Source organism: Sphingomonas sp. GlSt437, assembly GCF_048015635.2.
In the GTDB taxonomy this organism is placed as follows: domain Bacteria; phylum Pseudomonadota; class Alphaproteobacteria; order Sphingomonadales; family Sphingomonadaceae; genus Sphingomonas.
Map to the genome: position 1 here is coordinate 903857 of NZ_JBPGYA010000002.1, position 26071 is coordinate 929927.

At 67.0% G+C, this 26071-nt stretch carries 11 protein-coding genes; 2 read left to right on the forward strand and 9 right to left on the reverse strand.

What is annotated here, in order from left to right; all coding sequences use genetic code 11:
• The first annotated feature begins 11 nt into the window (after window positions 1–11).
• On the forward strand, window positions 12–860 hold the full coding sequence (locus tag ACLB0R_RS13890) for a phosphodiesterase (protein WP_416643113.1): 849 nt from the start codon (window positions 12–14) through the stop codon (window positions 858–860).
• A gap of 102 nt (window positions 861–962) precedes the next feature.
• Here the strand turns inward: ACLB0R_RS13890 and ACLB0R_RS13895 are convergent, their stop codons facing one another.
• The 9 genes from ACLB0R_RS13895 to ACLB0R_RS13935 all read right to left on the reverse strand — a co-directional run bounded on the left by ACLB0R_RS13895 (window position 963) and on the right by ACLB0R_RS13935 (window position 24342).
• The gene (locus tag ACLB0R_RS13895) at window positions 963–4853 is read right to left on the reverse strand and encodes a hypothetical protein (protein ID WP_416643112.1); all 3891 of its coding nucleotides are present in this window, start codon (window positions 4851–4853) and stop codon (window positions 963–965) included.
• Between the two features lie 191 nt (window positions 4854–5044).
• Complete coding sequence (locus ACLB0R_RS13900) at window positions 5045–6889, reverse strand: hypothetical protein (RefSeq protein ID WP_416643111.1); 1845 nt, start codon at window positions 6887–6889, stop codon at window positions 5045–5047.
• A gap of 3 nt (window positions 6890–6892) precedes the next feature.
• The gene (locus ACLB0R_RS13905; RefSeq protein WP_416643110.1) at window positions 6893–8860 is read right to left on the reverse strand and encodes a heme-binding protein; all 1968 of its coding nucleotides are present in this window, start codon (window positions 8858–8860) and stop codon (window positions 6893–6895) included.
• On the reverse strand, window positions 8857–10203 hold the full coding sequence (locus tag ACLB0R_RS13910; protein WP_416643933.1) for a multiheme c-type cytochrome: 1347 nt from the start codon (window positions 10201–10203) through the stop codon (window positions 8857–8859). Before ACLB0R_RS13910 ends, ACLB0R_RS13905 begins: the two co-directional genes overlap by 4 nt.
• Window positions 10204–10224: 21 nt before the next feature.
• A complete protein-coding gene (locus ACLB0R_RS13915; RefSeq protein ID WP_416643109.1) occupies window positions 10225–16464 on the reverse strand; it encodes a hypothetical protein in 6240 nt (2079 codons plus the stop codon).
• Window positions 16461–18248, reverse strand: a complete 1788-nt coding sequence (locus tag ACLB0R_RS13920; RefSeq protein WP_416643108.1) for a ShlB/FhaC/HecB family hemolysin secretion/activation protein — start codon at window positions 18246–18248, stop codon at window positions 16461–16463. Before ACLB0R_RS13920 ends, ACLB0R_RS13915 begins: the two co-directional genes overlap by 4 nt.
• Before the next feature lie 241 nt (window positions 18249–18489).
• Window positions 18490–19245, reverse strand: coding sequence for a hypothetical protein (locus ACLB0R_RS13925; protein WP_416643107.1), 756 nt, complete (start codon window positions 19243–19245; stop codon window positions 18490–18492).
• Entirely contained in the window at window positions 19223–21256 is a 2034-nt protein-coding gene (locus tag ACLB0R_RS13930; protein ID WP_416643106.1) for a CHASE2 domain-containing protein, read from the reverse strand. Before ACLB0R_RS13930 ends, ACLB0R_RS13925 begins: the two co-directional genes overlap by 23 nt.
• The gene (locus ACLB0R_RS13935) at window positions 21253–24342 is read right to left on the reverse strand and encodes a CHAT domain-containing protein (protein ID WP_416643105.1); all 3090 of its coding nucleotides are present in this window, start codon (window positions 24340–24342) and stop codon (window positions 21253–21255) included. The genes ACLB0R_RS13930 and ACLB0R_RS13935 overlap by 4 nt, the downstream gene beginning before the upstream one ends.
• A gap of 286 nt (window positions 24343–24628) precedes the next feature.
• Between ACLB0R_RS13935 and ACLB0R_RS13940 the strand changes: the two genes are divergently transcribed.
• A complete protein-coding gene (locus ACLB0R_RS13940) occupies window positions 24629–26032 on the forward strand; it encodes a sugar porter family MFS transporter (protein ID WP_416643104.1) in 1404 nt (467 codons plus the stop codon).
• The last annotated feature ends 39 nt before the right edge of the window (window positions 26033–26071 follow it).

A 26071-nucleotide genomic window follows, 5' to 3' on the forward strand; every position in this document is an offset into this window, starting at 1 on the left:
GGGGGACGGACATGCTGATTGCGCAGATCACCGACGTCCATCTGGGCTTCGAGCCCGACGATCCGGCGGAATTCAACGCCAAACGCCTCAACCGCGTGCTGCGGCTGCTGCGCGAAGGGCCCAACCGCCCCGACCTGCTGCTCGTTACCGGCGACCTGACCGACAAGGGCGATGCCGAAAGCTACCGCCGCATCGCCAATGCGCTCAGCGAGTGCCCGTTCCCGGTCTATGCGATCGTTGGGAACCACGACGATCGTGACAATTTCGCGCTCTATTTCCCCGATACGCCGCGCGTCGATGGCTTCATTCATTATGCGCTGCGAACTCAGGGCCCGCGGCTGATCATGCTCGACACGCTCGAGCCCGGGCGGCACGGTGGCGCTTTTTGCGAAAAGCGCGCGGCGTGGCTCAAGGCGCGATTGGCGGAGGATAAAAAGACGCCGACCATCATCGTGATGCACCATCCCCCGGTCGAGGTCGGCATCGACTGGATGAACACCCACCCCGCCGAACCATGGGTCGCGCGCTTTGCCGCCGCGATCGAGGGGCACAGCCAAGTCGTCGCCATCCTGTGCGGCCATGTCCACCGCCCGATCGTCGCGCCCTGGCGCGGGACGACGATCGCCGTGTGCCCGGCAACCGCGCCGCAGCTGGCGCTTGACCTGCGGGCGATGGACCCTGACGTGCTCGACAAGCGCGCGATGGTGATCGCCGATGCGCCCGGCTATGCGCTCCACCGCTGGACCGAACACGGGCTCGTCACCCATTTCGACACCGCCGCCGAGCATGTGATGCTCGCCAAGTTCGACCATAAGATGCAGGGGCTCGTTCGGCATTTGATGGAGGAACGGCCGCGATAGCAGCTTATCCGTCACCCCAGCCAATTTTCTGTCACCCCAGCGAAAGCTGGGGTCTCAAGCCGCAAGCGACCCCAGCTTTCGCTGGGGTGACGGCTAAAACGGCTACGGCAATTTCATCGGCGCGTGCCAGTCGCGCATGTCGGCGACGTCGCTCACCTTATAGGGTTCGCCGCGGCTGTTGAGGAACAGGCGCTCCATCTCCGGCCGGGTAAAGGGCCGCGAGCCGAGCCGGCCGAATACCGCAATCTGCCCGCCGGTCTCGTCGACCGCGCGATCGCGGTCGAGGCCTTTCGACATGGCGAGCGCCGGGCTCGGCGTCCGCGCCCAGGCAATCAGCTCGGGCTTGGGCGCGGGGGAGAAGCCGTAGAAATTGCGCTGGCTTTCGGGGCTGGTCAGCTGGATGACTTTCAGGCCATTGCGTCCGTCCGCGACATAAGCGAACAGCGAGGCATTGGTCGCGCCGACAATGACATCCTCGGCATCGTTGAGCTGGCCGTTGAAGGTGACTTTCTGGTCGATCACCGGCCGCGTCGGGTTGGTGACGTTGACGATGACGAGCCCGTCCTGCTTGGCGGCGACATAGGCATAGGTGCGCGCGACATACAGCCGCTCCGCATTGGCGAGCGGGATCGTCCCGCTCGGCACGGGCTTGGGATCGGTCAGCTTGGTCACGTCGAACAGCTTCACGCCATCGGCATCAGTGACCCACAGATAGCGGAACTGGATGGCACTCGCCCGCGCATCGACGAGCGGTCGCACTGCCGCCAGCCGGGGACGGAGCGGATCGGCAAGGTCGACCACCACCAGCCCCGCCTTGGCCGCGACATAGGCGACGCTCCCGGCGAGAACGATGTGCCGCGCGCCATCGAGCACATGGTCGGGGTTCCAGGTGACCGCGCGCTTCAGGAAGTTGTTTTTGAAATTGCCGTCGGCCAGCGGGTCGACATTGACGAGGATCAGCCCCTCGACCCGATCGGTCACCGCCGCATAATGATAGATGGGCAGGAACGGCTGTTCCTGGTTCATCGCCTGCATGTCGGGCGTGTTGCGCTGCGGCGCGATCGGCTGGTTGGTGGGGAGCGCCATGCAGGTCGCGTCGGTCGTCGCGACATGCGTGTTCTGGCCGAGCGGCGAGAAGGGCGCCGAAACGATCTTTTCCGAAAAGCCTTTATTGGCGACCGAAGCCGCGTCATAGACCCTGAAGCCGCCCGCCCCTTCGGCAACGAACATATATTCGCCGCGCAGCTGGAGACAGCCGACCCGGTCGCGCGTGCCCTGAACGACATTATGGAACTGCTCGCGCGGGTTGCGTTCGCCCGAAAGCTTGCCGTCGAGCGTCTGGCCCCGGGTCCAGTCCTTCAACTCGCGCTTGTTCAGCTCGACATGCTGGCGCCAGTAATCGGGATAAGCGTAGCGCTGGAGATAGGATCCGATCACCGCTTGCGGCTCGCCCCATTCGGTGACGCGCACGGCCTCAAATCCGTTTGCTAGCCCGGTCCACGCGTTCAGCCCGACGAAATTGACTGTGTTGGTGCCGAGCAGCAGCAATTGCGCCATGATCGCATTGTTGTCGTCCTTGTCGGACAGATGGCAGTCGCTGCATGTCTTGGTCTCGGTGGTGCGAACCGTGTGGGGGAAATGCGGCGCAAACGCCTGGCTCGAGAAGCCGACCGCGCTGATCGGCGGCTGCTGGATATAGATGCGCTCGCGATTGGCGTTGGTCGAAGAGAGGATCAGCGCGGAGCTACTTCGCACCGGCACAATCTCGTTGCCCTTGGTCGTCATATGGCGGCCGAGCTGGAACATGTCGTCGCGCGCGACTTGCGGGTTGTAGGTCGCGAAATTGCGGCTCTCGCCCCCTTCATAATGGTGGAGGTCGGACTTCCAGTTCGCCTCGATCGGCAGATGGCAGCCGCCGCAGCTGGTGGTCCAGGAAAGGTGGCACGAGAAGCAGGCAATCTCGCCATCCTTGTGCGCGCGATCTTCGGGCGTGATGCCGAGGCCAAAATCATAGCGCCCCGTCTCCGCCCCGCTCTTCGCCATCAGCTTGGCGCGCGCAGATTTCAGGTTGAAATCGGGGCTGGCGGGATCGACGCTGTCCTTGACCAGATGCACGCGCCATTGGAGCTTGGGGTCGACGATCGAGCGCTGGATCAGCTCGGGCCGCCCGCCCGGCCCGTCGATCCACTCGAACCGCCGCTGGCCATCGGGATTGCGCAGCAGCGTCAAGTCATGCCCCGGCGGCGGCGCGGCGGGGCCGGAGGTGCGCAGCGTCGGATAAGCGTCGGCGGTGCCGTGGCAATCCTTGCAGCCAATCTCGATCGCATTGGCGACTTCGCCGTAGATCAGGCCATTGCCATGGCTGTCCTGAGCGAAGTGGCAATCGGCGCATTGCAGGCCTTTCTCCGCATGAATGTCCATGAGATGGACCGCCTTGCCGGGATTGGTGCCGGGCGGCACGAATTGCCCCTCACCCTTTTTGCGCCACTTCTCGGGGTCGTCGGGGCTGACGATATTGCCCTTGTCGTCGAGCAGATTGCCCGCCCGGTCGCGCTTGAAGATCGCTCGGAAATTCCAGCCATGGCCGTGATAATCGGCGAATTGGGTGTCCTTCAGCGTCGGGTTGAGGTCATAGACGTTGCGCAGGAAATCGACATCACCCCACAAGCCGCGCGGCGCGGCGCCTTCGGGATTGCGCTCGTTGATCGCGCGAACCTCGGCGGCGGTTGGGTATTTCTGCTGCTTGGGCCACATCGATGGCGCGTCGGACTCATAGTCCCACATCGTGTAGCCAAGGTACGAATTCAGGAAGATGTTCGGCTGATGCATGTGGCAGCTCATGCACTGCGAGGTCGGGATGGCGCGGGTGAAGGCGTGCTGGATCGGGTGACCGCTTTCCTTTTCGCCCGGCGCGCCACGCAGCCCGCCATGGCCGACCAGGCTGGCGATCGTCGGGTCCGCCGTCTGCGTCTGCCCGTCGCGGCCATAGGGCGCATAAGTCAGGCTGTGGCGCGGCTCGCGATCGTTCGCATAGATAACGTGGCAGCCCGAACAGCCCGATGAGCGATAATCGCCCGGCTGATCATTGGTGCCGAGAAACCACATATAGGGGTCGTTGAGGCGCGTTTTGTGGATGTTGAGCACCGCGATCGCGATGCGCAGCCCCGTGCCTTTGCCGCGATTGGATTGCTTGAGGTCGGGCCGCCCCGGTTCCTCCAACCGCTGGATCGAGCCCGAGGGGTTGGGCAAGCCCACCTCGGCAAACTGGCTGCCGATCGTCCGCCCGCCATCCTCGAACACGCGGAACACATCGACCGAGGGCACCACCGCCCATTGCGGCATCGGGTAGAGCGCGGCGAGCGCACCGCGCTTCTTCTGCGCCTCGGTCACGGTGCCGGGCGGCGAGCCGGGGGCGACCACCTTCGCCGGCTGGCCATCGCGGGTGTACGCCTCACCCAGCAGGTAATTCTTATAGGGGAGGATGCCGTTGTTATAGCTCGCGCCGCCCCACAGCATCGCCGAATTGGCCATCAGCGAGCGTTCGGCAGCGGTGATGATGTCGATATGGCACGCCCCGCACGCCGCCCGCGCGACGCGGTAATCGCCGGGGTTCATGAAGCGGATGAACTCGGGCGCCTCGCGATTGAGCAGCGTGTAGCTGTCTTTGGGATTGGCCGAGCTGGGATAATTCCAGGCCTTGGGATAGCGCGGCAGCACATGCGCCTTGTCGCGCGCGGCGACATAGGCTGGGTCGGTGAAGCCGCGCGCGGGGTCGCCCATCACCTTGGGGTCGCCGCCATGGCAATCGGCGCAGCCGAGCATCACCGCCGGCGTCGCGTGCATCGTCGGCTGATCGGTCTTGACGTGGCAGCTGATGCACCCGGCCGATTTGGCGTCGGCGTCGGCCGGCGATTGCGTCATCGGGGAGGCGGGATAGTCGACATAGTGCCGCTTCACCGGCCGCTCGCCTTCGCCTGCGGTGAGGGGCCCCATGGGGGAGAGGAGAGCAAGCAGGGCAAGCGCTATTAGGGCAAAGGAGAGCGCTAACCCCTTACCCCACCCGTCATGCCGGACTTGTTCCGGCATCCACCGCGCGACTAGGGCCGCCAGCGACGTGTTTGCAGGCACGGTGGACCCCGGCACGAGGCCGGGGTGACGGTAGGAAAGTCGAAGGGACCAGCGCATCAGTAATTCAGGATGATGTTGGCCAGGACCGAATAATAATTGCGGTCGCGGTCGGTGGAGGAAAACAGGTCGTGAAAGCCGCTGCCCGGCACTAAAGCGGCGGCGGACAAGCGGAAGATGATGTTCTGCGTCGCCTTGGGACGGAAGATCGCGGCGCCCGATACGTCCCAGCCGATATCATCTGGGATCGTGCCTTCGTTGCGCAGCGTTTCCAGCACCCGGGTCGTCGCGAACCACAGATGATTGACATTGCTCGAGAGGCGGAAGCGCGGCGTCAGGTCGAAATCCGCGCCGACGCCAAGCAGCGCGGTGCCCGGGTTGTTGAAATTCGACTGGCCCTCATCCTTGGACGAGCGCAGCGAATTGAGGATGCCGTTGCGCCCCGACAGGGTGACAGCGCGACCACCGCCGGCGAAGGGAATCGCCTGGCGGATCCAGTAGCTGGTATCGGCGCCGGCGAAGATGGGGTTCTCGCTGATCGCGTCGAAGCCCTCTTCGGTATTGTCGTACGGGTTGCCATCGCCGCTGGCATAGAGGCCGGACAAGCGGAAGCGCATCCAGTCATGATCGTAGCTGAGCTCGGTCGCGCCGAAATAGGCGCGGATCTGCGCGGGCCTGCTCGTGAAGAAGCTGTTCCGGTCTTCGCCCAGCGCGGCATAGAAGCTGCCGGTCAGGTTGATCCGGCCGACATGGCCATCGGCGTTATAGCCCAGATACACCACGTCATAATCGCGCCCGCGGAGATTGCCGAGCAACGCCGGGCGGACGGGGAAACCGTTAGCGTCGATATGGATGTCGCGCGCCTCGCGATCCATGTCATAGACCACCGATATCTGGCTGGTCAGGCCCGGGATGATGAAATCCTGCCGATAGAGATTGCCGACGAACACCCAGTCGTTGCGCGGGCGCTGGGTAACGTCATTCAGGCCAGAATTCGTGTCCTTTTCCAGCCGCCAGAACGCCGCCAGGTTGAACTGGAAGCGATTATCGTCGCGATTACCGAACAGCCGGATGCCGAGCTGATCGTCGTTGAACAGAAAGCCGCGAAAGTCATTCTGGAACGGCTGGATACCGACGCGGATCGATTCGAAATCATAGCGGTCGGACGTATTGCGCAAGTGGTAATCGACAAACGCTTCCTGCACGCCGAGATGATTGTCGAAGCGATGGCCGGGCAGCGACGGCTCGACAAACAGCACGCGCCGCTCCGGCACATTGGCATAGCTCAGGTTGAAGGCGAGCGTCAGCCGATACTCGATGCGCGGCGGCATGAACGCAGTACGGCCCTTGGTGAGCGAAATGCCGGCCAGAAAAGTCTGCGAGACGACATAGCTTGCCGATTTGCCGAACACATCGATGCTGTTGGGCCGCTCGGTCGTCTGCACCCCGACGGGAATCGGGAAGCTGCGCGGCTCGAACACCGTGTCGCTCGTTGCGTTCACGCTGAAGAACCAGTCATCCTCCTTGATCGGCAGCCACGGCACCTTGGCGCGATCGATCGGGCGATCCCCCTTCAGCGTGTTCTGGTGATAGGGGTCCCACCAATGTTCCTTCACGATCCCGAGCGACTGGATCAGCCGCCAGCGATCGGGGATGGGGAACTGGTCGGTCGGGAAGGCTTCGGGCGGCGGCGCGCGGACCGCGCCCTGATTGTCCTGAGTGACCGGCGGCGGCAGGGCCTTGTTATAGCCGGGGCGGCGGCGGCCATCGATCTGGTCGGGGCCGGGCGGCACAGGATCACCGGGATTGGCCTGCTGGTCCTGCGGCGCGGCAAGCGCATCGCTGACCACCGCGTCGAGCGGGGACGTCGCCGCGATCATCAGGGGCAGCAGCGCCGCACTCATCCGCTATAGCCCCGCGCAGACATTCTGGTCGCTGGTATCGAGGAACGGCGCGAACGGGCAGTTGACGTAGCGCAGGCGCACCTGGGTGGTCCCCACCGCGACAACGATATTGTCGGCGCGGATCGACAGCGGCGCATTACCGATGCCACCGACCCGCAGTCCGCCATTATTGGTGCCGAGAAAGGCAACCATGTCGTCCTGATCGATGCCGTCGCCCGAGACGCCGATCGCGCCGACCAGCGTGCTGCCGCGATAAATGGGCACCGAGCCGGGGAAGATCTGGATGCCGTTCTGGAGGCGATTCTGCCCGGCCACCTCGGGAATGAAAGTGCAGCGCTGCGGCGTATCGGTGGCACTCGCGCCCGTCACATAGCCCAAATGCTGCGCGAGATTGGTGAGGATCAGCGCCGATTGCAGCCCGGTCGAAAACGGGTTGAACTGGGCGATTGGGCGGGAGAGCGGGCCGTTTGGCCGGCCGACTTCGCCATCGGGGAAATAGGGGCGCGACAGATTGCCGCCGGCGCGGTCGGAAAAAGCGACGGCGCCTGTCAGCGCGTTGGGATCGTTAAGGAAGCTGCGCGTCGCCGCGACGAAATGATTCACGTCCGCACTGGGGTCACCCAACAATTGCGCGCCTGCCTGCGTGCCCGAAAAGAACGCCGCCGTCCGCGCCTTTTGCAGCGACACGTCGATGCCGAAGATCGGCGCATCGGGCGCGCGGACGAGCCCCAGCACTTGCCCGTGCGTATCAACGAGCGAGATCGACACTTGCGCGCGACTGTCGAACGGCTGGCGGATCTGCGCCCGCGCGCGCGTCATGATCTTGAACGCTTCCTCCAGCACCGCGCGTGCTTCGGCGGCGCTGAGCGGCGTCGCGACATCGGCGCCGTCCGTTCCGCCGCGCACCGGGTAGCGATCATGCCCTGCGCCATCGGACAGGACGAACGCATCGGCATTGCTGAACTCGGCGCTGGTCGAGGGCCGAACGCCCGAGGCTTCGCTGCCATAAGCCGTGCCCGCGCGGATTGCCGGCACGGGGTCGCCGAAATAGCCGCGCACCGTCTCCAGCGCGCCGAGCGCGGTCGCGGCGGCATAGGGCGCGGCGGGGCTGGCCTGGAGGGCGGTGTAATCGGTATCCGAGTATCGCAGCTGGGTGCCGTCGACATAAATCTTGTCGGCGCGGATCGCCGTCGGTGCCTCGAAGCCCAGTGTGCCCGCGAGCGCGATCGCTTCCTCGGGATCATTGTCAACATCGAGGATATTGGGATCGAAGCCGTAATCGCCGTCCGCCATCACCCCGACGCCGCCCACGACGACGCCGTTCTTGTAGAGCGGAAAGCCACCGGGGTCTGCCGCGAGGCCAAGCGGCGAGCGGTTGGGGCCGATCATGCTCGCGCCGCCGCTGGCGAAACGGGTGGCAAGATCAGAGCAGGGCAATTGGCTGAACTGCACGCCGAACAGCGGCCCGCTTTCCAGCCCGGTCGTGCTCGGCGCGGGAGGGAATTGCTGCTGGACGATCTCGCTCGCGGTGCGGGTGGAGAAGGCGTTGCCGCCACTCGACAGATACGCGCCGGTCACTGCCTTGGCGATGGCGCCCGCCTCGGCAGGAATCGTCAAATTCTGGGCGTCGATATTGGCGCCGTTGGGTGCGGGCCGCGTCAGCGCGGTCGCGCGCGCGCCGGTCATCCTGAACACGGCGAGGACATTGCCGACCCGATCAACCACCGCGATGACACCCGGCAGGCTGCGCTTGCTGGCTTCGTCGACCGCATGGGCGATCACCGACTGGACGTCGGCAACGCTGAGCGCCTCGCCAGCCGGGACAGCATAGTAAGTTGTCGGGGTGGGGGTAGGCGTCGGCGTCGGCGTCGAGCCGCTGCTGCCCGAGCCGCCGCTGCTCCCGCCGCCGCAGCTTGCCAGCATCAGGGCCGCGCTGGTGGTGAGCACGGCAAACGAGCCGGGGCGCCTCATCGCAGCGCCTCGATGCTGTGGATCGCCCCGCCGAGCGCGCCGCGGAAGACAGCGGGCTGATAGCCATTGGGGTCCTTCACCGCCGCATAAGCGCGGCTGATATTGGCGCGAATGCCCGCCGCCGCCCCTGTCGTCACCCGGCCCTGGCGGACCAGCGCATTGAGCAGCGTGTCGGTCGCCATCACGGCCTGAACCGATCCGGCATAATCGGTGAAGCGCGGTTCAAGCGCTGGACCGGCGATACGATCAAGCATGGCGAATGCCATGTCGCCGCTGCCGTTCAGGCCTGATAGCGCTTCGGCGAGGCCATTTGCTGTTGCTGCCAGTCGCGCCGCCGCCGCAACCGCCGCGCGTCGATCGAGCGCAAGCGCGGCGTGGAAAGCGCGCGAATCGGCATCAAACCGTGTCGCCAACCCCGGCGCCGCGACATGCGCGGCGGCCGACAGCAGGATCATCGTTTCATCGTTGAACGGCGGCATGCCGGCGGGGATCGGCCGGCCGGGATTGCTTTCCCAGCTCCGGCTGAAATCGGCCTGATCGTAGATGCGCCGGTGGCAGCTCTGGCAATCGAAGAAATAGAATTCGGGGAAGGCGCCCTCGGCACCGCGCGGCCCGGCATAGAGCGACAGCGCGCGCGAGACGGCCATCGCCTGGCCGACTGCCCACATCCGCACATTGTCGGTGCGTCCCTTGCGCTGGGCGTAATCGGCGTCTTCATTGTGGTGCTGCTGCAGCGTCGAATAAAGATCGAGCTCGAACGCGACGCGGGGATGCCCTGCCGCCATCATCCGGTGGCTGACGAACTGGCCGGGCTTGCCGCTGCCGAAATGGCAATCGAGGCAGATTTCGGCGCGGACGCGCGGGCGCTCCAGCGCCGTCATCCCGCGCGATACATTGGCGGCATGGCTCGCACCGACGGCGTAATGCGAGGCAATCCAACCACCCGACGGGCCGTGGCACGCTTCGCAGCCGACGCCGTCGCTCGCCAGGAAGCGCGGACCGCGTGCGCCATAAGTCGGTGTAGTGTGGCAGCCAAGGCAAGCGGGCGCGGCGGTTGGCTCGCCCAGCCCGAGCGTCGCGGTGATCTGGTGAGCGCGGTGGCCGTTCAACGCCGTGTAAGCGCGGCTATGCGCGCCGGTGTCGCTGGCGGGGTCTTGCCAGCGCGCCAGTTCGTCCTGGCGGACGACTGCGCCATTGCCTTCGAGCCGGCCATGGCAGGTCGTGCCGGCACAGCTCGCGACGCCCTCGAACCGCGCTTCGGCGGCAGGCGCGCCGACCGACGGGCGCGCGCCGGCCAGCATCGCCACCAGGATGATCGCCAGAACCGCCGCCAGCCGCTGCATCGCCACGCCCCCTCCCCAATCCTAAGGCTGGCTGGTCGGCGGCGGCACCGGGCAATTGCCGCTTTGCGGATCGCACGGCGGCACGTGCCACAGGTCTTCGTTGCCGACGCCGGTGATCGGCTCGTCGATCAGCGGGGGATAGCGGTTGGCGATCTCCGTCTCGAACGTCAGCAGCGACAAGAACGTGTCCTTGCCGAACAGCGGAGTGTGGATTTCGCCGCCGATGACGTTGATCGTCGGGATCGCATTGCCACCGCCGCCGCCGCACAATTGCGCTGCGGCGATCTTGCAACCATTGATCGTCGAGCGCGGATCGAATTGGCCGGGGCCACCTGCCGCGACGCCGTTGATCGTGACGATCGGGATCGTCGCCAAGCCGCGATAATTGGTCACGCCCGCCTGCGTCGTCGTGATGACCTGGCCGTTGATGATGATCTGCGTCGTGCCACTGCCCGTCGTGATCGCGATCGGATCAGCCGTGAAGCCGCGCCGGTCGCCAAAGACCGAGCTTGCCCCGGTATTCTGGATGAACAGCCCGCTCCCCGCATTGAGCAGGATCGAGGCAGCGCGGATTATACCCTGGTCGCTCGTCGCGCCATCATTGGCAGACAGGCGTGTAGACCGAACATCGGGGTCGGTCGTCGCGGCGACATCGCTGATCGCCGAGGCGGTTGCGGCGATGAGATTGGCGCCGGTGAGCGTCGCGACACCCGACAGGCCGCCATTCGCATCGCGCAAGTCGATCGCGCCGGTGCCGGCGATGATCGATAGCGTATCCCCCGCGGTTACGCTCAATCCCCCGGTCGCGCCGATGCCGCGCAAAGCGACGTTACCGTCGATACGGATCGACCCCGGCGTCGACAACGACAGCGTGCCGTTGGTGCCGAGATTGCCATTGGCGCCGGTGCTGACGGCAACATCACGGATGATCAGGTCGGGCGTCCCGCCCAGCCCGGCAGTCGTGCCAGCTGCGCGCGGCACGACAAGGCTGATCGAGTTGGCGAACAGCCGCTGAACCTTATTGGCATCGAGCGTGTACCCGGCTCCGGCTGCCGTGCCGCCAAACACGGCGGGCGCCGTGCTGTTGGTCGAGGTAAGCGCGATCTGGCTCGTCGTGCCCTGCGTGCCGATCCGGCCATTCGGCCCGAAGGCGATGTCGCTGCTGCTCACTGCGACCGACGTGCCCGTCGTCGCGCCGTTGAAGGTCGCCACGCCGCCGGCGGTGATGCCGACCGTCGTGCCCGCGCCAAGCGCGCCCACCGTAACCGCGCCCGGCGCGGAAAGGATGATCGAGCCGCTCGCGGTTCCCGTCGTCACCCCGAGCGCACCACCGGCGGTAATGTTGAGGTTGCCCGCGGTCGCCGTTGCGCTTGCCACCGTCAGCGCGCCCGTCGCGTTGAGCGTGACCGACTGGCCGGTGGCCTGGACGGGACCGGTGCCCACTATATTGTGGCTGACCTGCACCGCACCGTTAACGGCGGTCAGCGTGGCGTTGGTCCCCGCGATCGCATCGGTGACCGAAATGCCCCCCGGCGCGCTCAGCACGATCGCCTGATTGGCGGTAAGGCTGCCGCCGGTCAGCCGGCCCGCCGTGGTCGTCCAGTTGATGCCGCCACCTGTCGAGAGCGCATCCGCCCCAGCGATGTTACCTGCCGCGTTCACGGTAATATTGCCGCCCGCTTGCAATCGCCCGAACGCGGCGCCGCCGCCTGCGGTCAGGCCGAGCGTGCCGTCCGAGCGCAGCCGTGTCTGGCCGTTGCCGGTGATCGCCCCCCCTGCGGTCCAGCCAGTGCTCGAGGCATGCGCGCTCTCGAACGGCGTCGTGCCCGATTGACTGAGATGATCGGCGTTGAGTGCGCCGGTCGAGTTGACCGTCCACGCACCCTTCACATCGAGCCCGCCGGCGCCGGTGAAGGTCAGGCCGACGGTGCTGCCGGAGAACGTCGCCGCGCCGCCGGTCGAGAAGATCGTGCCGCTGCTCGCAAAGCTGATGCCATCGCCTGCGCCCTGTGCGGTGCCCGTTGCCGCCAGGGTGAGCGCGCCGGTCGAGACGGTGCCGCTGCTGTTGGTAATGCTGGCCGATCCGCGATTGGTCGCCGTCGCGCTCACCTGAGTGGTGCCGACGGTGAGCGTGCCACCGGTGATCGAAAGGCTCGCCGATCCGCCGCTGCCGGCAACGCCGCTGCCGCCCTGTGTCGTCGTAGCGATGGTGAGCGCGCCGGATCGCGGCCCCACCGTGCCCGTGAACGGACCGCCCATAACGGCGAGCGAGGCCGCCCCGCCCGATGCGCCACCTCCCAGGCCAGCTGCGCCGCCCAAAGTCCCAACGGCTCCAGCGCCGCCTTGGGCGGCAACCGTGATTGACGCGGTCTGTCCATAAGTGAACGCGGCGCCGTTCGCTGTTGTCGCGCGAGCCGTGCCCCCGGTCGCCGCGCCGCCGGCGGCGCCGTTCGACGTCGATGTGCCATTGGTGCCGCCCGCGCCGCCAGCGCCGCCTGTCGCGTTGGCGTCGATCGCCAGCGCACCGACGCTGATTGTGGTGCCGCCGCCGGTGTCAGTCAGCGATGAGGCACCGCCCGTCGCAGCGCCGCCAACGCCGCCGGCCCCCGTCGCGCCCTGGCCACCCGCACCTCCCAGCGCTGCCGACGAGATCGCCAGAATATTGCTTACCGTCAGCGCGCTCGCATTCTGGTTGAGCGCGGCCACGCCGCCCGTCGCGGCGCCGCCTGCTGCGCCGATGCCACCCGATCCACCCACTCCGCCCGTCGCGGTCGCCAGCACCGAAAGCGCCGTGAAGCTCGGGTCGGCGCCCAGCGTCACCGTTCCGAAACCACCGAACGACGCGCCACCGGCGCCGCCCGGATCCGCACCGGGGCCGAAAATGGGCAAGCCGCTGGCGGGGTTGACGCCGGTTTGGATCAGCGACGCACCGCCGGCGCCGCCGACACCGGTCGCATCTGCGGTAACGGTGTTGATCTGCGTCGTCGCGCCGCCGAACGACAGCGTCGATTGACCACCCCGGCCGAGCCCGCCCGCACCCCCCGCGACGCCGGCCGCCGTCGATTGTCCGCCAACCCCGCCGGTGCCCTTCGCGGTCGCGGTCAGATCAGGGGCGGAGAAGCTGCCGCTTTCGAGGAGAACGCGTGCCGTGCCCCCCGTCCCGGCGCCGCCGTTCCCGGCATGCGTCGCATTGGTCGCGACGTTGTTCACGTTGCTGACGTTGCCGCCTGCAGCCCCGACACCCGCCGCGCCCATCGTGAGGCTGCCGAGCGTGAGCTGACCGGTACCGCCGGTCGGCAGCAGGATGGACGCGGTGCCGCCAGTTCCCGCGCCGCCATTATTGCCATTGAGCGCGTCCGCCCCCGTGGCGACCCCACCGATGCCAGTTGCCTGCAGGGTGAGGCCAGTCGATGCGGTCAGCGATCCGGCGCTGACGGTTACACTCGCCGTCCCGCCCGCCCCAAGACCGCCAGTACCCGGAGCGGTATTGCTGCCGGCGGACACGATGCCGCCGCCCGTGCCGAGCGCCGTCACGCTGAGCAGCGGCACCGTCGCTGTCGCGCCCGCCACGTTGATGCTCGCCGATCCGCCAGTACCAGTACCACCCACGAAGCCGCGCCGGGCGTTGCCGGCGGTCGCATCTGCCGACAGCGTCATCGATGTTGCCGAAACTGTACCGGCGTTGAAGTTGAAGGCGACCGTGCCCCCGGTGGCCGCACCGCCATTGCCGAACGAAAATTGATCGGCACCGCCGCGATCATTGCCATCGGCGTTCGCGCTTGCCAGCACGGTTCCGAGCGCGAGGTTCGCGGTGCCTGCCGTTCCCTTGCGTGTTTCGAGCGTGACGCTGCCGCCCGACGACGGCACCGCGGCAACGCCCGCGAGCCGCGAGCCGAGGCCAAAACCATCGGCTTGCAACGTCAGATCGGCCGGAATCGAGATCGCGCCGTCCTGGGCGAAGACCAGCACCGTGCCGCCATGCCCTGCCGCGCCATAGGGGCTGGGATTGAGGAGAGCGCCATTCGCCGTAATGCTGGTGCCTCGGCCAGTAATGTTTACCGATCCGCCATTCCGGGCGGAAAGTTGGGCCGTGCCGCCGGTCGACAGGCCTGCGGCTTGCGCATTGCCAGAAGCAAAGGCATCGGCCTGGATTTGCAGGGTGCCAACCGTGATCGACCCGCCATTGGCGTCGACGCTTGCCGCGCCGCCGGTGGCCGAGGGCGCCGTGCCGGTGTCATTGCGGGGATCATTCAGCCCCGAATAACCGGTCGCGTTGATCAGGATCTGTTGCGCGGTCAGCGCCCCGCCGTCATGCACCGAGACCGAGGCCTTGCCGCCTGTAACCGTGCTCGCCCCGCCATCGTTGAACGACACGGCACTGCCGGCGTTGATCCCCAGCTGGCTGGCAATATTGAGGGTGCCGCCGGCCCCAATATCGACCGAAAAACCATTGGCCGATCCGACCGCGCTGCCCGCTACCCCGCCAAGGCCAGCCGCGCCGCCAGTCGTGGCGACCAACGCGGTCAGACTGTTCCAGTTGAGCGTTGCGTTGTTGACCGTCAGGTTGATCGTCCCGCCGGTCGCATTGCCGCCGCTGAGCGCCCCGCTGCTGGCGGTTGCGCTCGTGTCGATGTCGACTTCGCCGAGCGCGAGCGTGCCGCCATTGGCGATGATCGTCGCCGTGCCGCCAATGGCATTGCCGCCATGATCAGGTACGCCGTTTTGCGGCACCGTGCCTGCGGCGAAAAGCGACGTGGTGGTCGTCGCGGTGATGCTGCCGCCCGTCAGCGCCTTGATGGTTATGGCGCCGCCGGTCGCATTGCCATCTTGAATTGTTCCGGTGCCGGCGCTCGCAAAGGCGTTGAGCTGGAGCGCGCTGGCGCTGATGCTGCCGCCATTATCGGCCTGTACGGCAAGGGTGCCGCCCGTCGCATCGCTACCGGTCGGCGGGATAATCTGGGTTGGATCGATGATACCCGCGGCGGCTGCGCTGAGCGTGCCCGTCGAGGTAATCGCGCTGCCCGTGCCGGTCGCGGTCAACGTAACGCCGGTCCCGGAGGGGTTCACCGCATTGAAGATCAAATTGCCGCCCGTGATCTGGCCGCCGCCTTGCGCCAGCACATCAACCCGGGTGCGCGAAATCAGCGTCGCATCGGACGTGAAGCTCACATTCTGGCCAGCGGACGCGGTCAGCTTGATGTTGCCAGTGCTGTAACCCGACGTCGATGACAGGAAATTGGCGTTGGTGATGGTGACCGCGTCGTGCGTCGTCGGCAGCGGCGCCGGCAGGTAAGCCGCGCCACTCGAAACGCCGCCGCCAGCCGCGAGCACCACTTGCCCCGCCTCGTTCGCCGCAGTGGCCGCCGGGGTATAGCCGATCGTGCCCGACAGCAGCATCGTCAGCGCGTCGTTCTTGGCCAGCGAAACGAGGTAGACGCGGCGATAGTCTACATTGCTCGTCGATGCTGGCCCCGTCGTTGTCCCGGTATGTACGATGCCGTTGGGGTCGCTCGTGCCGGTGCCGATGGTGATGTCGAACAGGCCGCCATTGATCGTGAGATCGGCCTTCTCGGCGGCGACATAGGCGGTCGAGCCATTGGTGGTGACTGTGCCAGCCTGCACAATGCGCGGCGCGACGATGGCGACATAGCTGCTGGCATTGATCTGTGCGCCGGCGTTGATCTGAACCGAGGACGTCGCCAGCGGCGACGTCACGCCGAAATGGATTGCGCTAGGCGCTCCGACACCGACCTGCACGACGCCCTGGGTCGTATCGATATCGTCGGTCGTCAGGATCAGGCCGCCGACATTGAATATGCCGGTCGAGCCAACGACGATGCCGCCCGGCGAATAGAACCAGATATTGCCGCCGATACCGTTAACCGTGCCGTTGAACGCCACCGGGCGCGACGTCGCGACGTTGTTGATGTCGGTCGGGATGATCCGGTTGAGGACGGTGTAAGGAGCGACTTGCCCAGTAAACGTCGCTGTCGTGCCCGCAGGCAAAAAGTCGATGGTGCCGGTGCTGGCGTGGTCGGTCGGCGTCCAGTTGATGATCGCGGTGCTGGTGTTGATCGAGATGTTAGTCGTGTTGGCCGAGGTCGAGACGGTGGCGTTGCCGCTGCTGACGTTGGCGGTCCCCTGAAAAGCCTGCGAATATGCCGGGCGTGGCATAACGAGCGCGCCGAGAAGCAAGGCGCCAGTGGCGCTGGTTTGCAGAAGCGACGCGCGGCCGCACCGCCAACGGAGTCGATCAGTCATCGCGCGCTCCACGGAAATAGCCGGGTGGTAATCGAAAACAGGAAGCGCGCCGGCGGCGTGCGCGTTGCGAGCGGCGGCCGCTCGAGCGGGACCGCGATGCTCAGGTCGAAGCGGGCATGGTTGCGCCACGCGCCCCGCACGCCGCCACCGACCGACGCCAGATATTGCGGCTGCACCGCGCCGGGTGCCGTGTCGTTCTGCCAGCTCCACGCGCCATCGTAAAAGCCATAAGGTTGGAAAATGAACGCGCGCCGGGCATGCGCCACGCCACTCAACAGCCGCAACTCTGCGGATATGCCGACTCCGCTATCGCCGAGCAATGTTCCGGGATCGTAGCCACGGCCGATCGTATAATTGCCCGCGCCGATCTCTTCATAGCTGACGAGCACTTGACGGCTATACTGCGCCCGCGTGCTCGTAACGATCGCGATCTTGGGCGCGGGGCGGAACTCGCCGCTCCCCTGGAAGCGAACGATCGTCGGCCTGGGGTCGGCCGCAAGGCGAGTCAGCGGCACGTTAGGCGGCAGGCAATTGACGAGGCCGGTCCCGCATGCCTTGCTCGCGCCGAGCACGCTAACGCCCTGGCGCAGTTCGATCGCGCCGGTCAGCCGCCAGCGCGGTTCGTCGATCGTATAACCGCCCGCGCCCGCGATGCTGGCAGGGTCGCGGAAATCGCCGCTCAGATAACCGGCGATCGACCGTTCCTTGTCTGTCGAGAGCGGCAGGGCACCAAAGCGCACGCGCTGGTCGATCAGCTCGGCGCCGATGCCAGCGTCGATCCGCGAAGCCTGGCTTAGCCGCAGCGGGTAATCCAGCCGGACACCGGCGATCAGGGTGAGCGAGCGGATCGGGCTTGTCGCGCCCAGGCTCGGGTGGCTCCAGGCGTAAGCGACGTTGCCCGACAGCCGCAGGCCGTTACCGCCGAGCGCCAAGCTGTGGTCGAGCCCGACCACCGTCTGCTCGTGAATGTCGCTGGTGTTGAACAGGCTGATGACGGTCGCGTCGCCATGGCCGTAAAGCCCGTTCAGCTGCACGCGCGCCAAGCCGGCATAGCGGCCAACGGCGGTCGAGCCCAGATTCTGGATGTTGATATCCGCAACGATCGGCTGGCGCACGACGATGGCATCGGCCGTGATCGCGCCCGGCGTGTCGGTCGCGGGGCGCAGCACCAGCCGGATGTCGAAGCCGGGCAAATCGCGCGCGAGTAGCAGGCGCCGCTCAGCCTCGTGCGTGTTGAACGGCCCCTCGCCCGCCACGCCGCGCAAGATGCGCTCGATAATCGCCGAACTGTTGCCGGGGTCGCCGCGCACCTGAACCTTGGTCAGTCGCGCCATCAGCACGTCCATATGGACCGTGCCGCCCTTGTCGATCCGCTGCGGCGGGATCTGGACAGCGGCTAGATAGCCCAATCCGCGTAGGATGGTCGCGGCCCGATCGCGAATTTCGCATAGCCGCGCGACCGGCACCGCAGCCCCCACATCACCGCGCCAGGCGGAATCGAGCGCCGCTGCCGGCACCACTTCCAGCCCGGAAAATTCGACGCGGTCGAGCGTCACCATCACCTGGGCGTAGCGCGGATCGGCGAGCGGACACGGCGCGTGCTCGACATCGCCTTCGACGGTGACGCGCGTCGGCGCGCGGTCAGCGGGGCGAGCGGCGTTTTCGCGGGTAATGTCCTCGCGCGTCGGCGCGCCATTATGCTGCGATTGCCCCGCTGCCATGCCAGGGACGGCCAGCGCACCGGCAAGCGCCGCGCTCGCCGCCATCGTTCGCAAACTCGCCATGGTTCGCGTCATACCCCCTGCCCCCGGTATGCGCGCTGGGCGCGCCCGGTGAACCCAGCCCCCGGTGCGCACCGAAACGTCGAACGCGATACCGGCAGCAAAGCTGCGTGCGAACCCCGTGCCGGGCCGGATGCTTGCAAGGTCACCGCACTCGCTTGAACGAGCAACTCGGCGACCGGCGATCCGGTCCCAGGCATTGGTCTAACAGTGTTGCGCTGGCCGAACAACCGCTCTACCCCCGTCAATTGCCTGCAACTGCATCTGTGCGCGACGGCACTGCCGCGAGCAGCAGATCGAGCTGTACGGTGCAGCCATGGCTGATCAGGGCATCGGCGACCGCATCAGCGCGCACTTGCGGGGAGTCTACCTTGGCGAAGCGGATATCGACCGGCGCGGTAAGCGATCCACCCGATACCGCGAAGTGCGCGCCATCGCTGACCGGCATCGTCTTGGGCCAGATCGCGACTGCCTGACCCGCCGGCATCACCACCGTCGCAGACTCGCCCTTGTCGCCTATCACCTTGAAGCTTTGCTGCTTGGCGATATCGGCGCGCCACAGCTTCACCGCGCCGAGATCGGGAACGCATGCGGTTTGCGGCTTGGCGAAATCGACGTACCAGAGGTTGGGGCTCCGCGTCGGCTGATCCTCGCCTTCGACATTGCGCACCGCCCCGATCCGCGCCTGGCCCGTGCGGCGTGCGGCAAGCAGCGCGGCGACACCATTGTTTGCGCTGGCCGCCGCCGTGCTCGCCGTTGCCGGGAAGCTGCCGGGACCTTGCAAGGTGCGCGTGCCGTGCCCGTCGAGCAGGACAAGCGTGTCACCAGCGGCAAGCGTCACCCGGGCGCCGGCGGCAAGCCGGGTGCCGGCGGGATAATGGCTGGCCGAGGGGCCACTTGCCTTTACCACCAGCGCCTGCGCCAACGCGTGGCCGGCGCCACCGAGCGCGAGCACAGCAGCCACCCCGCGCGCGAGGCTAAGCCAAGTCGTACGCTTCACCATATCGAACCTCCTTGACGCGATTTACTAAGGACACGAGCGCGGCGTCGCCGGGATGCGATGTGGCAAACCCGACCAGTTCCTCGGCGGCGCGTGCGCCGCGCGCCGGATCGCAGAGATCGTCGATCAACTCGGCAAGGCGCCGCCGGTCTTCCACCGGTACATCCGGCGCGGGCTCGAAAATATCGACCGGCGTGGCACGCCCGCGCAGCCGGATCGAGCCCAAAGGCCGCCACCAATCGAGCCCCGATCGCGACATCGCCTCGCGGCTGACGATCACGCTCGTGCCGAGCTGCTTGTTGGCCGATTCGAGGCGCGACGCCGTGTTCATCGCATCGCCGAGCGCGGTATACTGGATGCGGCCCTCGCCGCCGAAATTGCCGACGACCGCCGCACCGAAATGCAAGCCGACGCGCGTGCGCCCGACAGTCGGGCCATCGGCGGGCAGCGACTTTCGAAAATCTTCCCCCGCTCGCCACATCGCATAAGCGGCGCGCGCGGCGTTGGCGCCATCGTCAGCCCGCGCGATCGGCGCGCCCCAGAACGCCACGACCGCATCGCCGACAAATTTGTCGATCGTGCCGCCATGATCGAGCACCACGTTCGACAGCAGATCGAGATAGCGGTTGAGCAGGCTCGCGACGGTTTCCGGCGGCAGTGCGTGCGAGAGTTTGGTGAAGCCTTCGAGATCGCTGAACAGCACGAAAATCTCGCGCCGCTCGCCGTGCAGCGCCAGCCGCTCGGGCTCGTCGATAATCCGGCGGGCAATGTCGCGCGGCAGATACTTGCCGAGCGCCGATTGCGCGAAGCGGCGCTGTTCGGCGCCCACCGCACGCGCCGCCGATCCGGCAGCGGCGAACGCCAGCCCCCAACCAAGCAGCCAGCCAAGCGCCGGCAGGAATTGCGTGTCGAACCCCCGTGCCTGCAGGACGAATGGCGTCACCACCATCAGCCCAATCTGGCCGACCAGCACGATCGTCAGCCGCCACCAGTTGAGTTCGGCGAGCGTCGTGGCGATCGCGGCGAGCACGACGAGCGCGGCGAGCGTCCAGCGCAGCCAGGCGGCCAGCGGATGCAGCAATGCACCGTCGAGCAGTTGCGCCAGCATCGTCGCATGGACTTCCAGCCCGATCATCGTCTTGCCGGTCCCCGGTACGGCAGCGTCGGCAAAGCCCGTCATCGGCGTCTGGAAGCGATCGACATCGACGATGTCGCCGCCGATCAGCACGTCACGCCCGGCGATCTGGCTAGCGAGCGCGGGCGCCATCGCCGGATCGGCCAGCAGATCGATCGGCAGCGACGCGAATACCGGGCGATCGGCGCTTTGCGGCAAGCGATAGCGCAGGCTGCCGGTATAGCCTGCGAACGCCTGCCCCCGGGGTTCCATCGCCAGCGCCAGCAGCGGCGGCAAACCGGCAGGCTGATCGGGCCAGCTTCGCGCGACATTGTCGGGGTCCGTCTTCAGGCGAATGCTCGCCGGCCGCGCCGAGCCGCCGCGCAAGCGCCGCATAAAATCGGCGAGGAACGCAGCCTGCTCGGGCAGCACGTTGTCGGCATTGGTGCGCGCGTCGGCAAAAGCGACGAACGTCGGCGTCTTCATGCCGCGCAGGACCGCGATCAGCTCGGCGTCCTCGTCCTGCGGCTGATCGAAGAGGATATCGATGCCGATGCGGCGCGGACGGAGCGCATCGATCGCCTTCAACGCGCGCGCCAGCAGGCCACGATCGAGCGGCGAGCGCTTCTTGGTCGCAATCAACGTCTGGTCGTTATAGACGATCAGCGAAATACGCGGATCCTGGTCGACCCGCGGCGCAAACGCCGTCTCGCGCAGATCATAGGCGATGCGCTCGGCGTCCCCGATCAGCGGCAGCCGCCAGCTTGCGCTCGCAACGATCAGCGCCACGACGATAATGAGCAGCGCCAACGCCAGCCGCGCCGGCCCGGCCGCGCGCGCGCCTTGCGCCAGCCGAGTCGCCAGCGGTGGGCGCGGCGGGGCGGCCGCCTCGGTCATTGCGGCGCTCGAGCGCCTGTGGTGACGGGCCGCGCGCCATCGCCGATGATCGCAAAGCCCGACCAGTAGAAGGGGTGCGAGGTTTGCGGATCGTCCATCAGCCGCACCGCCGCCGCTCGCATCGCTTCGTCGACCGGCGTCCCTGGGGCTACGGTGAACAGCGCGGTCATCAGACGGCGCGTCGCATCGAATTCGTCCGGCGCAGGCCAATGGCTCGCGATCACCGCGCGACCGCCGGCCCCGATGAAAGCCCGCACCAGCCCATCGAGCGCGCTGTTCCCGCCATCGGTCAGCCCCGCCGCCAGCGTCGCGCCTTGCCCCGCCGCCGCTGCCGTATCGCAGGCCGACAGGATCACGAGATCGGCATCGAGCCGCAGCCGGAAAATCTCCGAGAAATCGAGCAGGCCGTCCGATGTATCGCCGCCGACCGACGTCAGCAGCGCCGGCTGCGCCGGGCAGCCGGCGCGAGGCGGCGCGACCAGGCCGTGCGTCGCGAAATGGATGATCCGGTAATTGCCGATATCGGCGCGCGTCAGCACCGCTTGGTCGGTAAAGGCAGCGCCGGTTACGATCGCATCGCCGGCATCGCCAAGCGCATGCGCCGCGTCGCGCAATTCGGTCGCGGCGATCGGTCGGCCCCAGATGCGCGCCGGCCAGCGACAATCGAGTATCGCGCCCGCCGGCAGGGGTTGCGCCAGCGCCGCCGCGGCCGCCGCCGGCAGCGGCGCATTCTCGCCGAAGCCGATATAGCTCGCCTTGCCCGCCGACGGCGCCAGCGCCCGGCTCGCGCGGAATGCCTTGGTAGAGAGCGCCGTGCTGACGGCGCGATCCCGCCCCAGCCACGCCACCCCCCGCATATCGAACGCGTCGGCGTCGGACGAGGCAGTCCGCGCGAGATAGGCATCGACCCCCGCCTGATCCGCGATCAGCAGATTCGGCGGCAATTCGAGCATCGCGCCGTCGGGCTCGAAGATCAGCCGCTTGGCGCTGGCAAGCCGCGCCGCGACCGGGCCGAACAGATCAACGAACAGCGATCGCGCGTCCGCCACGTCGAAAGGGTATGTCGCCTGGACGCCATTGACGGTGACCGAAATCGACTCGCGGATCGCGGCGACACGGTCAGCCAGCGTCGCGGCGTCGATCGCGATCGGGAACGCGACCGCACCCGCCTGATCGACATAGACCGCATAGAGATGGCTGCCGACCAAAGTCAGCTTGTAATAAGCTTCGCCGGGGCGAAGTAGACCGGCGAGGTCGGCGAGCGTCACCGCGCCCTTGTCGACCGCGCGATATTGCGGGAATGCCGCCAGAGCGGCAAGCGCAGCGGTCTTCTGCGCGGTCAGGTCGGTCTGGTGCGCTTCTTCGGCGGCAATCGCGGCGGCATCGGGTGACGGTGCCAGCCGCAGCTGGGCCAGCGCAATGCGGCTGCGCTCGATATCGCGGCCGAGCGACAGCGACTGGCGGAACAGCCGGGAACCCTGGCCTTCACCGGTCGATAGGGCGCGGGAAAGCTGGTCGAAGGTGGTCGCTGCACCGGGGCGGACGATCGTCTGCGCTGCCAGGAACAGCTCCGCTGCGGCATCGGCCTTGGCGCCATTGGCCGCGAGCATGGCGAAATAGGGATCGATCTCGTTGGCGACACCGGTCAGGTCGGTCTGGTTGGCGATCGTGTCAGCGATGACTTGCCGATAGAGCGTATGCGCGGCGTCGCCATTGCCGTGGCGGGCAAGATAAGCGGCATATTGTGCGCGCGCGCCGTTGAGCGCGGTCGTTTCGGGATACCGCAGCGCCAGCAAGTCGACCGCCGCGCGGAAATCGGCATCGGCAGCGGAAAGCTGGCCGGCTTCTTCCGCCGCCCGCGCCCGCTCGATCAGCGCCTGCGCCTGCAACCGCGCAAGCGACACGACGCGACCGTCGCGCACCCGCGCCATCGCGGTGATGGCATGATCGATCGAGGCGCGCGCATCGCTCGCCTGGCCTTCGAGCCGGAAAGCGACGCCGCGCAGGAGATCGGCTTGCGCGTCGAGAATCTGGCAACGCTCGGCCGGCGTCAGCGTCGTCTCCTGGCGGACGGTGCCCTGGCGCGGATCACCCGCGGCACCGTTCACCGCCGCCGCGACTTCCGGAGAGAGGGTTACCGCGTCGCCCGTTGCGATCGCCGGGAACGGCGGATCGACCGCCACGGTCAACGCGTCGAGCGCGCCGACATCGTCGCCCTGGTTGAGCCGGTGGATCGCCAGGAAATTGCGACGAAGCCGGCGCTGGACGGGATCGCGCGTCGGTATGGCAGCGGCGCGCGCGAACAGCAGATCGGCATCGTCGAACGCGCCGAGATCGGAGCGCTGCAGCGCCTGGTTGATCAGCGCCTCATGCTCGGCATCCTGCTTCGAGGCGGCCGTCGCCGCGTTGGGGCCGGCGACGCTATCGTCGAGGGTATCCTTCAGCGCGGCGAAATAGGCCGCAGCCTCGGCATAACGGCCCGAATTGTTGCTGCGATAGCCTTGCGCCAGCACGGTGCGCGGATCGGCCGTGCGAGCCTGCGCGCGCGCGATCACCGCCGCATCGGCATCGCCCAGCGTCGCCACCGTTACCGTGCCTGGAACGATCCGGTCGGTAACGACGCTGGCAAGCGCGAGGTCAATCGCGTTCTGATAGGCCGCCAGCCCCTGCGCCTGATATTGGAAGCGGCCTTTATGGACCGAAACGATCCGGTAGCTGAGGCCGAGCGCGCCCAAGCGGCAATGCCGCACGCTCACTGCGCCGACCAGGGCGATCTGCTCCTGCTTGGGCGGATCGCAGGCAAGGCCCGCAGGCTCCTGCTTGGTGAAGCGCGGGCCGGCGGGCGCGCCGCCGTCGTGCAAGGCGATAACCTCACCCACCGGCGCTTCGGCATCTCGGCAGATGACGGACCAGGCGCGGTCGAACACCCCTTGCAGCGCCGGCGCGCTGAAGCGGCTCTGCGCCTGGCACAACCCGCCGCCGACCGGAAAGATATCCTTGAGCACGGGCCCATCGGCGAAGGCAGCGGACGGCATGCCGATCATCGCTGCGGCGACCAGCCCCAGCAGTCCCAAGCCCCGTGCCATCTTCGCCCGTCTCCCGACCAGCCAAAACCGTCGCACCGCCGAACGCCGGCGATGCGCATGAAACGTCAAAGGTGGGCGCGACCCTCTTCCCGCCGAGCAGTCTAGGCGTGTTGGCGGGACCGCTTCAAGCGATTTGCGTCGGTCAGCATGGGACATTCCAATGCGGCGGCCACGTCAGCCGTTGCCGGCTTGACACGGGGCAGTCGCCCGGACTCTTATCGGTTAGGTGATCGCACGATAAATCGTGCCGCACAAAACTGTTGGTGCCGATCAACTTGGGGGATGCATGAACGTAGCTCAACAACGGACCAACCTAGGATTTATCGGCGCGATTGTCGGCGTGGCGACGATCGGGGGCTTGCTGTTCGGCTATGATAGCGGCGCGGTCAACGGCACGCAGCAGGGGCTGAAAGCCGCTTTCGCGCTGACCGATGACGGGCTGGGCTTCACGGTCGGCTCGCTGCTGGTCGGTTGCGCGGTCGGTGCGTTCGCCGCCGGCGGTCTGGCCGATGCGGTGGGGCGCAAGCGCGTCATGCTGATCGCGGCATTTCTGTTCCTGATTGGCGCCTTGGTTCAAGGCACCACGGCGTCGCACGAGCTGTTCGTCCTAGCGCGTTTCGCCGGTGGCATGGCGGTGGGTGCAGCAAGCGTGCTGTCGCCAGCGTACATCTCCGAAGTCACCCCCGCCGGCATTCGCGGGCGGCTGAGCAGCCTGCAGCAGATCATGATCATCATCGGGCTGACGGCGGCATTCGTGGTCAATTATTTCCTGCAACAGGCCGCCGGTGGCAATTCGCTCAACCCAGTCGGCGGGCGGGAGGCGTGGCGCTGGATGTATCTGGCGCAAGCAATGCCGGCAGCGGTGTTCGTGGTCGCGCTGCTGCTCATCCCGGAAAGCCCGCGCTATCTGGTCGGCAAGGGCCGCGACCGGGAAGCGGAAGGCGTGCTGGCGCGGCTGTTCGGCGCCGACGGGGCGGCCGGCAAAGTCGCCGAAATCCGCGCGACGTTCCGCGAGGACCATCGCCCGCGCCTGGGCGACGTGCTCGGCGGCAGCTTCCTGTTCCGGCCGATCGTGTGGGCCGGCATCCTGCTGGCGACTTTCCAACAATTCGTCGGCATCAACGTGATCTTCTATTATGGTGAAACGCTGTGGAAGCTGGCCGGCGTCGATGAATCGGCGGCGCTCCAGCGCAATATCGTCTCGGGCGCGGTCTCGATCGGCGCGTGCCTGGCCGCGATCGTGCTGATCGACCGGATCGGCCGCAAGCCGCTGCTGATGATCGGATCGATCGGCATGGCCGTCACCCTCGGGCTGATGACCTGGGCGTTTTCCAACGGCATGCTCGATGGGTCGGGCAATCTTCAGCTCAGCCAGCAATGGGGCTTCGTCGCGGTGGTGGCGGCCAATCTCTACGTCATCTTCTTCAATTTCAGCTGGGGCCCGGTGATGTGGGTGATGCTGGGCGAGATGTTCCCCAACCAGCTGCGCGGATCGGCGCTGGCGGTGTGCGGGCTGGCGCAATGGGGCGCCAATTATCTCGTCGTCCAGACTTTCCCGCGAATGGCAAGCGGCCTGGGCCTCACCCCGACTTACGCGCTGTATACGGCGAGCGCGGCGCTCAGCTTCTTCCTGGTCCGCGCTTTCATCCGCGAGACGGCGGGCAAGGAACTGGAGGCGATGGAGGATTGAGGGCGCGGTGCCCGGCTAAGCCGTCGTTTGAGAGAAAAC

Coding starts and splice junctions, on each gene's coding strand:
- ACLB0R_RS13890 (WP_416643113.1), top strand. CDS start 12: ATGCTGATTGCGCAGATCACCGACGTCCATCTGGGCTTCGAGCCCGAC.
- ACLB0R_RS13895 (WP_416643112.1), bottom strand. CDS start 4,853: ATGGGGCCCCTCACCGCAGGCGAAGGCGAGCGGCCGGTGAAGCGGCAC.
- ACLB0R_RS13900 (WP_416643111.1), bottom strand. CDS start 6,889: ATGAGTGCGGCGCTGCTGCCCCTGATGATCGCGGCGACGTCCCCGCTC.
- ACLB0R_RS13905 (WP_416643110.1), bottom strand. CDS start 8,860: ATGAGGCGCCCCGGCTCGTTTGCCGTGCTCACCACCAGCGCGGCCCTG.
- ACLB0R_RS13910 (WP_416643933.1), bottom strand. CDS start 10,203: ATGCAGCGGCTGGCGGCGGTTCTGGCGATCATCCTGGTGGCGATGCTG.
- ACLB0R_RS13915 (WP_416643109.1), bottom strand. CDS start 16,464: ATGACTGATCGACTCCGTTGGCGGTGCGGCCGCGCGTCGCTTCTGCAA.
- ACLB0R_RS13920 (WP_416643108.1), bottom strand. CDS start 18,248: ATGGCGAGTTTGCGAACGATGGCGGCGAGCGCGGCGCTTGCCGGTGCG.
- ACLB0R_RS13930 (WP_416643106.1), bottom strand. CDS start 21,256: ATGACCGAGGCGGCCGCCCCGCCGCGCCCACCGCTGGCGACTCGGCTG.
- ACLB0R_RS13935 (WP_416643105.1), bottom strand. CDS start 24,342: ATGGCACGGGGCTTGGGACTGCTGGGGCTGGTCGCCGCAGCGATGATC.
- ACLB0R_RS13940 (WP_416643104.1), top strand. CDS start 24,629: ATGAACGTAGCTCAACAACGGACCAACCTAGGATTTATCGGCGCGATT.